The sequence below is a fragment of the Inhella sp. genome, assembly GCF_041912635.1.
In the GTDB taxonomy this organism is placed as follows: Bacteria; Pseudomonadota; Gammaproteobacteria; order Burkholderiales; family Burkholderiaceae_C; genus Inhella.
Genome location: NZ_JAYRMO010000036.1, coordinates 43,621 through 53,599, shown reverse-complemented (window position 1 = coordinate 53,599; position 9,979 = coordinate 43,621). Strand labels below are relative to the sequence as shown.

The 9,979-nt window shown below is 67.8% G+C and carries 8 protein-coding genes; 5 read left to right on the top strand and 3 right to left on the bottom strand.

What is annotated here, in order from left to right; genetic code table 11:
* From ACE3QP_RS18360 to ACE3QP_RS18350, 3 genes are all read right to left on the bottom strand, one after another.
* Positions 1-1,193, bottom strand: a 1,193-nt coding sequence (locus ACE3QP_RS18360) for an ABC transporter substrate-binding protein (protein ID WP_374438020.1), incomplete at its 3' end; no start/stop codon positions are given.
* Complete coding sequence (locus ACE3QP_RS18355) at positions 1,190-2,992, bottom strand: ABC transporter substrate-binding protein (protein WP_374438018.1); 1,803 nt, start codon at positions 2,990-2,992, stop codon at positions 1,190-1,192. The genes ACE3QP_RS18360 and ACE3QP_RS18355, both read right to left, overlap by 4 nt.
* A 99-nt stretch (positions 2,993-3,091) precedes the next feature.
* On the bottom strand, positions 3,092-3,598 hold the full coding sequence (locus ACE3QP_RS18350; protein WP_374438017.1) for a hypothetical protein: 507 nt from the start codon (positions 3,596-3,598) through the stop codon (positions 3,092-3,094).
* 240 nt (positions 3,599-3,838) lie between these two features.
* Between ACE3QP_RS18350 and ACE3QP_RS18345 the strand changes: the two genes are divergently transcribed.
* The 5 genes from ACE3QP_RS18345 to ACE3QP_RS18325 all read left to right on the top strand — a co-directional run bounded on the left by ACE3QP_RS18345 (position 3,839) and on the right by ACE3QP_RS18325 (position 9,978).
* The gene (locus ACE3QP_RS18345; RefSeq protein ID WP_198111091.1) at positions 3,839-4,777 is read left to right on the top strand and encodes an ABC transporter permease; all 939 of its coding nucleotides are present in this window, start codon (positions 3,839-3,841) and stop codon (positions 4,775-4,777) included.
* Positions 4,774-5,829 (top strand): ABC transporter permease, encoded by a 1,056-nt coding sequence (locus tag ACE3QP_RS18340; protein ID WP_374438014.1) that lies wholly within the window; start codon positions 4,774-4,776, stop codon positions 5,827-5,829. The genes ACE3QP_RS18345 and ACE3QP_RS18340 overlap by 4 nt, the downstream gene beginning before the upstream one ends.
* A gap of 5 nt (positions 5,830-5,834) precedes the next feature.
* Positions 5,835-7,508: an ABC transporter ATP-binding protein gene (locus tag ACE3QP_RS18335; RefSeq protein ID WP_374438012.1), complete on the top strand. Its 1,674-nt coding sequence runs from the start codon at positions 5,835-5,837 to the stop codon at positions 7,506-7,508.
* Positions 7,509-7,625: 117 nt separating this feature from the next.
* Positions 7,626-9,083 carry a wax ester/triacylglycerol synthase family O-acyltransferase gene (locus ACE3QP_RS18330; protein ID WP_374438010.1) on the top strand — a complete coding sequence of 486 codons (1,458 nt, stop codon included), beginning with the start codon at positions 7,626-7,628 and terminating at the stop codon, positions 9,081-9,083.
* Positions 9,084-9,174: 91 nt separating this feature from the next.
* Complete coding sequence (locus ACE3QP_RS18325) at positions 9,175-9,978, top strand: esterase/lipase family protein (RefSeq protein ID WP_374438008.1); 804 nt, start codon at positions 9,175-9,177, stop codon at positions 9,976-9,978.
* The last annotated feature ends 1 nt before the right edge of the window (position 9,979 follow it).

The window sequence follows — 9,979 nt, the reverse complement described above, 5'->3', positions numbered from 1 at the left end:
AGGGCCGGCCATGCGTCGTTGCCGGCTCGTTGTGGGGGCCCGCCACACGCCTCGCCAGCGTCTAGCCTGGCCGGCCCTGGCAGCCCAGCGCGGGGCATGCCCAAAGCCCGACAGCCTCCTGGGCTGATGGCGCGGCGCAGCGCCACGCCCTGCGGGTTCAGGCCGCCCACCACCGGGTCGTCCATGTTGAAGACGAGCAGCAGGGTCTCGGCGCCCAGGCTGCGGTGCAGTTGCATGCCCTGCCGGGCCAGATTGGGTGCCAGGCGCCCGTGCGGCAGGGCCAGGGGCACGAATTCCTCCGGCACGGAGACGATGTCGAAGTCGCCCTGCAGGAAGCTCAGCCAGCGCGGCTGCGTCTCCTCGATGACGGCGACCTCGACGCGGTCCACCATCGGCAGGCGGCGGCCCTGCAGCTGCGCCAGGATGGCCTGGCCGGCCGCGTCCTCGGCCGCCGGCTGGGCCTCGTAGTGGCGCTCGCGGTAGCCGGGGTTGCGCTCCAGCACCAGGCGCGCGCTGCGCTTCCATTCCTTCAGCACGAAGGGCCCGGTGCCCACCGGATGGGCCATGGTGTCGTCGGCATGGGCCTCGACGACCTCGCGCGCCACGGCGCCGAAGATGTCGCCGCTGGCCAGCGCGAACAAAAAGCGCGGGTTGGGGCGCTCCAGCTGGAAGCGCAGGGTGTGGCGATCGAGCACCTGCAGACCGGCGATGGGCCGGGCGTAGTCGAAGCGCGCCTTGCTCTGCAGCAGCTGCGCGCGGTAGGCCTTCAGGCCCACCAGGCCGAGCGCCTCGACATCCTTCCAACCCGGGCTGTTGACGGCCGGGTCGGCAAAGCGCTTGATGCTGTAGACGTAGTCCTCGGCCACCAGCTCGCGCGGCTGGCCGCCAAATGCCGGGTCGGCGGCGAAGTGAATGCCGGGGCGCAGGCGCACCGTCCAGGTCTTTTGATCCGCGCTGACCTCGGGCAGGGCCGCCGCAGTGAGCGGCACGATGCGATAGGGCGTGGCCAGCGGGTCGTAGCCGTAGGGCGCTTCGAGGATGTGCGCCAGGATGCTGCGCGAATAGAAGTCGGTGACCTTGGCCGGGTCGAAGCCGGTTTCGGCCACGCGCAGCGTGCCGCGCAGGGTCTTCTCCGGCTGGGCGCCGGCGGCCAGCGACAGCGCTGCCGCCAGCGTGGCCAGCACGCGCTTCACTGCTCGCGGGCCTTGCGCTGGGCCTCGGCGTCGATGTCCAGGTACTGCCAGAAGTCGCGCCGGAAGATGTTGCGTTCCAGGCCGCTGACCCAGGGATGCGCCATGTCCGTGAAGATGCGGTGCACATGCACCTTGTAAGGCATGTAGGCCACGGCCATGCGGTTGAGCTTCTCCATCACCGCCAGGCGCTCGGGGCCGTCGGGCAGGGCGCGCTGCTGTTCGTACAGGGCGTTGTAGGCGGGCAGGTCGAAGCGGGCATGGTTGCTCTGGCCCTTGTTCTTGCCGTAGCCCAGGGTCAGGAAGGCGTCGCCGTCGGGCACGCTGGCGCTCCAGCCCACGCCCCACATCATCAGCTTGCCGGCGCGGCTGGCCTTGAGCTGCTCGGGCCACTTGGCCAGCTTGAACTGGATGCGGATCTTGAGCGCGTCCATGTTCTTCTGCCACAGCTCGGCCAGGGCGCGGTTCTGGCCGTCGGGCTGGGTGGCGTACTCCAGCACCAGCGGGCTGCCATCGGGGTTGTCGCGCCAGCCGTCGCCGTCCTTGTCCACATAGCCGTGCAGGTCCAGCAGCCCCTTGGCCTTGGCGCGGTTGAACTCGCTCATCTCGCTCTTGAAGCTGGGCGAGTAGCCATAGGTGTTGGGCGCCAGCAGGCCCTGCGCCGGGATGGCCTGGCCGCGGCGCGCCAGCCGCACTTCCTTGTCCAGGTCCACGCCGAGCGAGATGGCGCGGCGCAGCGCCACCTTGTGCGGCTCGGTGCCGCCCACCATCGGGTGCTCCATGTTGAAGAAGCTCACCGCCACGTCGGCGCGCGCGTAGCGGTTCATCTGCACGCCGCGCTTGGCTAGGTTCGGCGCCAGCTGGCCATTGGGCATGGCGATGGAGGCGAACTCGGCCGGCACTTCTTCGACCATGTCGGCCTCGGCCTTCATGAAGGCGAGCCAGCGCGGCTGGTTCTCTTCAATGATGCTGAACTCGACGCGGTCGATCATCGGCAGGCGCCGGCCCTTGAGCTTGGCGGCCATGGCCTGCAGATCGGGGCGGTCGGCCGGCGCTTCCTCGTTGTAGAACTCCTCGCGGAAATGCGGGTTCTTCACCAGCACGATCTTGCTGCTGCGGCGCCACTCGTCGTTCTTCAGCATGAAGGCCGCGGTGCCCACCGGGTGCTCCATGATCTTGTCGCCATAGAACTCGACGACCTCGCGCGCCACCGCGCCGACGAAGGGGTCGGCCAGGTTGTGCATGAAGCGCGGGTCGCCCACCTTCATGCGGATCTGCCAGCGGTATTTGTCCAGCACCCGCAGGCCTTCGACCTCGCGGTCGTAGTCGAAGGGCTTGCCCTTGAGCGCCTCCTGGCGCAGCTTGTCCAGCCCCAGGATGCCGGCGTTCTCCAGGATGTAGAGGTTGCCGCTCTTGTTCTTGGGGTCGTAGTGGCGCTTGATGGAGTAGACGTAGTCGGCCGCCACCAGCTCGCGCTTGACACCCTTGAAGGCCGGGTCGGGCGCGAAGAACAGGCCCGGGCGCACCGTGAAGGTCAGGGTCTTGAAGTCCTCCGACACCTCGGGCAGCTCACAACCCGAGGGTTCGAGCTTGAACGGGCGCGCGAGATGGGCGTAGCGCAGCGGCGCGTCGAAGATGCCGGCGGTGAGGGTGCGCGAATACAGGTCGGTGACCTGGGCCGGGTCGAAGCCGGTTTCGGCGACGCGGAACGAATAACGGAACACCTTTTCGGGCGCAGAACCCTGCGCCTGAACACCGAGTGCGGCCAGCACCAATGCCGCCGCCACCATGACCTTTTTCACGCCACACTCCAAGCCAAAGCAGATGCGCCGCAGACCCGGCAAGGGTTGCGGCGCAGAGGGGCGAAGTTTAGGCAGCCCGGCGGGGGCGCCGGCAGATCATTAACCCTGGGGGGCGGCCTTGGCCGTGGCGCCAGGCTTGGGACAGTCGGCGGCGGCAGGGCCTTGCTTGCAGCCTTGGAAGAAGGCCTTGGCGCGCTCGGACTCGGCCGGTGAAATGCGGTGCACGCGCCAATGCTTGCTGTCGTCTGCCTGATAGCGGATCTCGCCCTTTTCGATGTCCAACTCGTAGACCGGGTAGGCGTCGCGGAAGCCGCCCAGTGCCAGCGCGGGGGCGAAGAACAGGATGCTGACCGCCATGCGGCCGCCATTCACGCGCAGCGGCAGGATGCCGTACATCGACTTGCCGTCCGGCCCCAACGCTTGGAACTCGTGTTGGCCAGTGGCCTTGGCGCCAAGGTCAAAGCTGTGCGGCAGCTGGACGGTCTCAAGCCCGCGCACGGTGAGCTGCGTGCCAGCCTGCGAAGTCTCAAAGCGTGCGGTCGAGCTACAGGCCTGCAGGGCCAGAGCAGCTAGCAGGGCAGTTGTCTTGAGTGCGATGGGTTTCATGGGTTCCTCCCCTTGGTGAAAAGGGGCGGGATTGTGCTGTCGCTGCACAGGGCTCGCCCTGGCCGGATCGTGATGCAGTTGGCGCCAGCCATGACCTCTGCCACCCAGACTTACCCCAGCCCGCCCGCCTAGGGCCTTCGCCTAGACTGCGCGCCGGCCGGACCTGCGGGTTCGGCCCTCCACCCCGCCCCTCGGCGGGGTTCGTTTTATGGCTTAGACGTTCGAAGAAGGGGCCGCCCCATGACGGCTTATCTGATCCGACGCCTGTGGCAAATGGTCCCCACGCTGCTGGGTGTCGTGCTGCTGGTGTTCTTCCTGTTCAAGTGGTTTGGCAGCGATCCGGCCGAAATCCTCGGGGGTCTGTCGGCCACGCAAGAACAGATCGACGCGATCCGCGACCAGCTGGGCTTGAACAAGCCGGTCTGGGAACAGCTCTGGATCTTCATCAAGCAGATCGCCACCTTCAACTGGGGCAAGAGCTGGGCCACCAACGAGGCGGTTTCCAGCCTGTTCGCCAGCCGCATGCCGGCCACACTCACGGTGATGGTGCCGCTGCTGTTCCTGGAAGTGCTGCTGGCCGTGCCCTTCGCCATGGCCGTGGCCTATGTGCGTGGCAGCCTGATCGACCGCTCGGTCATGATCGTCACCACCGTGATGGTGTCGATCTCGCTGCTGGTCTACGTGATCGTCGGCCAGTACCTGTTCGCCTTCCGCCTCGGGCTGTTCCCGGTGCAGGGCTGGACGGATTCGTTCTGGACCAACCTGACCGTCTACGCGCCGCTGCCGGTGCTGCTGGCGGTGTTCGTGGCGCTGGCGCCGCAGACGCGTCTGTACCGCAGCTTCTTCCTGGATGAGATCGGCCACGACTATGTGCGCACCGCGCGCGCCAAGGGTCTGGACGAGAAGACCATCCTCTTCAAGCATGTGCTGCGCAATGCGCTGATCCCCATCATGACCAACATCTCGGTGCTGCTGCCCGGGGTGTTCGTGGGCTCCTTCCTGCTCGAGGTGTTCTTCTCGATTCCCGGCCTGGGCCGCGAGATCGTGCTGGCGGTGAACCGCTCCGACTACCCGGTGATCCAGGCCTTCGCGATCTACCTGTCGGTCATCACCATGGTGGTGAATCTGGTCACCGACATCCTCTACAAGCTCGTCGATCCACGGGTGGTGCTGAAGTGAATACGGCCGTGATCAACAACTCTCCGACCCCCGCCACCCCGGCGCGCTCGCAGGGCGTCTGGGCCGCGGCCTGGAAGCGCCTGAAGGCCGACCGTGTCGGCATGGTCAGCCTCTACATCGTGGCCGCCTTCATGGCCCTGGTGGCGCTGACCCTGGCCAATGTGGTGGCCGCCAACTGGCAGGACGAGGTGGGCGTGCCCAACGCGCCGCCGCACTTCATCGGCCCGAAGCCCGCCGAGGCCGTGGGCGCGATTGCCGTGCCCACCGGCCCGAACGTGGACATCTCGGACATCGATCCGCTGGCGCCCAAGTACAAGGAATGGGAAGAGGTGGCCAAGAAGTACAAGACCGTCGAGACCGTCAAGGCCGAGACCCTGATCCTGGGCGGCGATCGCCTGGGCCGCGACATCCTGCAGAAGGTGATCCGCGGCGCCGAGGTGTCCATCGTCGTGGGCCTGCTGGCCGCCACGCTGGCCACGCTGATCGGCACCCTGCTGGGCGCGCTCAGCGGCTTCTTCGGCGGCAAGGTGGGCGATCTGCTGGAGTGGGTCTACAACGTCTTCACGGCCATCCCCAGCATCCTCTTGATCTTCGCCTTCGCGGTGATCTTCGGCCGCGGCGTGCTCTCGGTCGTGATGATCCTGGGCCTGACGGGCTGGACCGGCATCTACCGCCTGATCCGCGCCGAGTTCATGAAGCATCGTCAGCGCGAGTACGTGCGCGCCGCCGAGGCCATCGGCGCCAGCACCAGCTCGCGCATGTTCAAGCACATCCTGCCCAACGTCTCGCACGTCGCGCTGGTGCAGCTCTCGCTGCATGTGGTGAGCTTCATCAAGTACGAGGTGATCCTGAGCTACCTGGGCCTGGGCGTTTCGGTGGACCAGGTCAGCTGGGGCACGATGCTCTCCGAAGCGCAGAGCGAGCTGATCCTGGGCTATTGGTGGCAGCTGGCGGCGGTGACGACCTTCATGGCGCTGTTTGTGACGGCGTTCGCCCTGTTCACGGATGCCCTCCGTGATGCGCTCGATCCGAAGCTGCGCGGTCTGGAGTAAGCACCATGTTGTTGAGCATTCAAGACCTCAAGGTCGCCTTCCGCATGGGCAAGCAGGGCGGCGAGATGCAGCGCCAGCTCGCCGTCAAGGGCATCAGCTTCGACGTGCCCGAGAACAGCACCGTGGCCCTGGTGGGCGAGTCGGGTTCGGGCAAGTCGGTCACGGCCATGTCGATCCTGAACCTGCTGCCCGAGAACGCCGAGCGCTCGGGCGCCATCCAGTTCCTGGGCAAGGACCTGCTGCACATGGGCCTGCGCGAGCTTCAGGCCATCCGCGGCAAGGAGATCGCCTGCGTCTTCCAGGACCCGATGAGCTCGCTGAACCCGGTGTTCACCGTCGGCCAGCAGCTCTGCGAGCCCCTGATCAAGCACATGGGCATGAGCCCCCGCCAGGCCTGGGTGCGTGCCGAGGAACTGTTGCACGAGGTCGGCATTCCCGAGCCCAAGCGCCGCCTGCAGGCCTATCCGCACGAAATGAGCGGTGGCCAGCAGCAGCGCGTGATGATCGCCATGGCCCTGGCCTGCGAGCCCAAGCTGCTGATTGCCGACGAGCCCACCACGGCGCTCGATGTGACCATTCAGCGCCAGGTGCTGGAGCTGATGGCCAAGCTCAAAGAAAAGCACCGCATGGGCCTGCTGTTCATCAGCCACGACCTGGGCGTGGTGGGTGAGATCAGCGACCACGTCGTGGTGATGCGCCACGGCGAGGTGCGCGAGAAGGCACCGGTGGCGCAGATCTTCTCCAACCCGCAGGACAGCTACACCAAGGCGCTGCTGGCCTGCCGCCCCAGCCTGACGGAGAACCCGGCGCGCCTGATGGTCATCGACGACCACATCGCCGGCAAGGCCGCGCAGCAGCATGGCAAGGCCAAGGACCCGAACGCCCCCGTGGTGCTGAAGGCCAAGGGCCTGAAGAAGAGCTTCTGGTTCAAGGAAGGCCTGTTCGGCAAGAAGGAGTTCAAGGCCGTCAAGGGCGTGGACTTCGAGCTGAAGAAGGGCCACACCCTGGGCGTGGTGGGCGAGTCCGGTTCGGGCAAGACCACCATGGGCCTGACGCTCTTGCGCCTGCACGAGCCGACCGGCGGCTCGGTGATGTTCGATGGCCAGGACCTCTTGAAGATGAGTGGCCCCGACTGGCAGAAGATGCGCCGCCGCATCCAGGTGGTGTTCCAGAACCCCTATGCCAGCCTGAACCCGCGCTTCACCATCGGCCAGACCCTGGTCGAGCCGATGGAGATCCATGGCATCGGCAAAGACCATGCCGAGCGCCTGGCACGCGCCACCGCGCTGATCCAGAAGGTCGGCCTGCCCGAGGCCGCTCTGCACAAGTACCCGCACGAGTTCTCCGGCGGCCAGCGCCAGCGCATCGCCATCGCGCGCTGCCTGACGCTCAACCCCGAGGTGCTGGTGCTGGACGAAGCCGTGTCGGCGCTCGACGTGTCGGTGCAGGCCCAGGTGCTGAACCTGCTGAAGGACCTGCAGGACGAGCTGGGGCTTTCCTACATCTTCATCAGCCACGACCTCGCGGTGGTGAAGTTCATCAGCGACGAGGTGCTGGTGATGCAGCACGGCGACGTGGTGGAGCAGGCCCCGGTGCAGGAGCTGATGGCCAACCCGCGCCAGGAGTACACGCGCAAGCTCCTGGGCGCGGTGCCCAGGGGCTACCAGGCGGCGGCTTGATGAAGCAAGGGGCGCTGCGGCGCCCCTTGTGCCATTCGGGCAACTCGGCGCCCTGGGCGGAGTCGGCGAGCAGAGGGCGCTGCCTATGATCTGCGGGCCCACCCTGAGGGATCCGCCATGCGCCAACTGCCCGGTCTCGACGCCCTGTTCCTGCACCTCGAAACTCCCGAGATGCCCATGCATGTGGGCGCCCTGCACCTGTTCGAGCTGCCGGCGGGCTTTCGCGGCCAGTGGGTGAATGCGCTGCGCAAACACCTGAAGGCGCGCCTGCCGTACGCCGGCGCGCTGCGACGCCGCCTGGCCGAGCTGCCGCTGAATTTCAGCAACCCGATCTGGGAGCCGGCCGAACCGGACTTGCGCCAGCATGTGCTGCAGCACCAGCTCGGGCCGGACGCCGACCTGCCCGAGCTGCACGCCCAGGTGGCGGCCCTGCATTGCCAGCTGCTGCCGCGCGACCGGCCGCTGTGGCGCTTCCATGTCTTCGAAGGTCTGGCGCCGGCGGCCAATGGCCGCAAGCGCGTCGCCCTCTACACCCAGTTGCACCATGCCGCGGTGGACGGCCAGGCGGCAGTTGCCCTGGCGCAAGTGCTGTTGGACCTGACGCCGCAGCCGCGCGAGCTGCCGGCGCTGCCGCCGCGCGGCAAACGCTCGGCCGCACATGGCGAGGTGGACCTGCTGCGCAGCGCCCTGACCTTGCAGGCGCGCCAGTGGTTCGAGCTGGCGCGCAGCCTGCCCGGCAAGGCCGGCACGCTTTCCAGCCTGGCCGGCAGTGCCGCCAGCGATTGGCTGGGCCAGACCGCCAAGGGCGCCTGGGCCCGGCTGAAGGGCGAGAAGGCGCCGCGCAGCCACGGCATGTTGAACCTGGCGCCGCGCACGCGCTTCAATGTGCCGGTGTCGGCCACGCGCAGCTTTGCATCGCTGAGCCTGCCGCTGATGCCGCTGCAGGCGGCGCGCAAGGCGTTGGGGGCGAGCCTGAACGACGCCGTGCTGTGGCTGTGCAGCACCGCGCTGCGCGAGTTCCTCAAGGCCGAGGGCGAGCTGCCGCGCAAGCCCTTGATCGCCGCCGTGCCGGTGTCCATGCGCGAGAGTGGTGACACGCGCGCCAACAACCAGGTGACGATGAGCGCGCTCAGCCTGGGCACGCACATTGCCGACCCCGCCAAGCGCTTCAAGCACATCCAGGCGGCCAGTGGCTCGATGAAGGCCGGCCTGGGTTCCTTGAAGAGCCTGATGCCGCTGGACTTCCCCTCCATCGGCCTGCCCTGGCTGCTGCCGCTGGCCGCCAAGGCCTGGGGTGGCGTGGCCGAGAAGGTGCCGCCGCTGGTGAACCTGGTCATCAGCAACGTGCCCGGCCCCGGCGTGCCGCTCTACCTGGCCGGCGCGCGCATGCTCAGCAATGCGCCGGCCTCGATCGTCGTGCATGGCATTGCGCTCAACATCACGGTGCAGACCTACGAGAAGCACCTGGAAGTTGGCGTGATCGCCTGCGGCGAGGCCCTGCCCGACATCGACGCCCTGGCCGCCCAGCTGGCGGCGGCGGCCGAGCAGTTCATCGAGCTGGCGGCGGAATCCTGAGCCCGAGCTGACACCAGGCTGACGCCGTGCTAGGCAGGGTCATCGGGAAAGGCCGCTGCCGCCTGCGGCAACAGCCGCTTACGCTTGCGGCATGCTGAACAAGATTCCGCGCCCGCGCCGCCTGCCGTCGCGCGCCGCCCCTGCGCCCGCCGATGCGCACGAACCCCCGCACACCCTGCTCCTGATGCTCGAAGGCCGCGCCCCCTGGGAGTTCGCGGCCCTGATCGCCGCCAGCCCTTGGCTGCGCCGCTGGCCCAAGGGCGATGGCCACCCAGTGGTGGTGTTCCCCGGCCTCGGGGCAAACGACATCAGCACCGCGCCGCTGCGCCTGTGGCTGGACAGCCTGGGCTACGAAACCCACCCCTGGCGCCAGGGCTTCAACTTCGGCCCGCGCCCGGGCGTGATCGAGCAGGCCGAGGCCGATCTGCAGCGCGTGTTCGAGAGCAGCGGCCGCAAGGCCAGCCTGCTCGGCTGGAGCCTGGGCGGCATCTACGCACGCGAACTGGCCAAGCGCCACCCCGAGTGGGTGCGCAACGTCATCACCCTGGGCACCCCCTTCGCCGGCCACCCGCGTGCCACGCACGCCTGGCGCTTCTTCGAGCTGGTGAGTGGCCACGACAGCCATGACGAGGAAGTGCTGGAAGGCCTGAAGGAGGCGCCGCCGGTGCCCACCACCTCGATCTACTCGCGCAGCGACGGCGTGGTCAGCTGGCGCTGCAGCGTCAACGAGCCCGCGCCGCAGGTGGAGAACATCGAGGTGCATGCCAGCCACCTGGGCCTGGGCATGAACCCGCTGGCGCTGTACGCCGTGGCCGACCGCCTGGCACAGCCGCCAATGAACTGGCAGCCCTTCAACCCGCAAGGGGCGAAGCGTTGGTTCTACCCGAGCAAGTGAC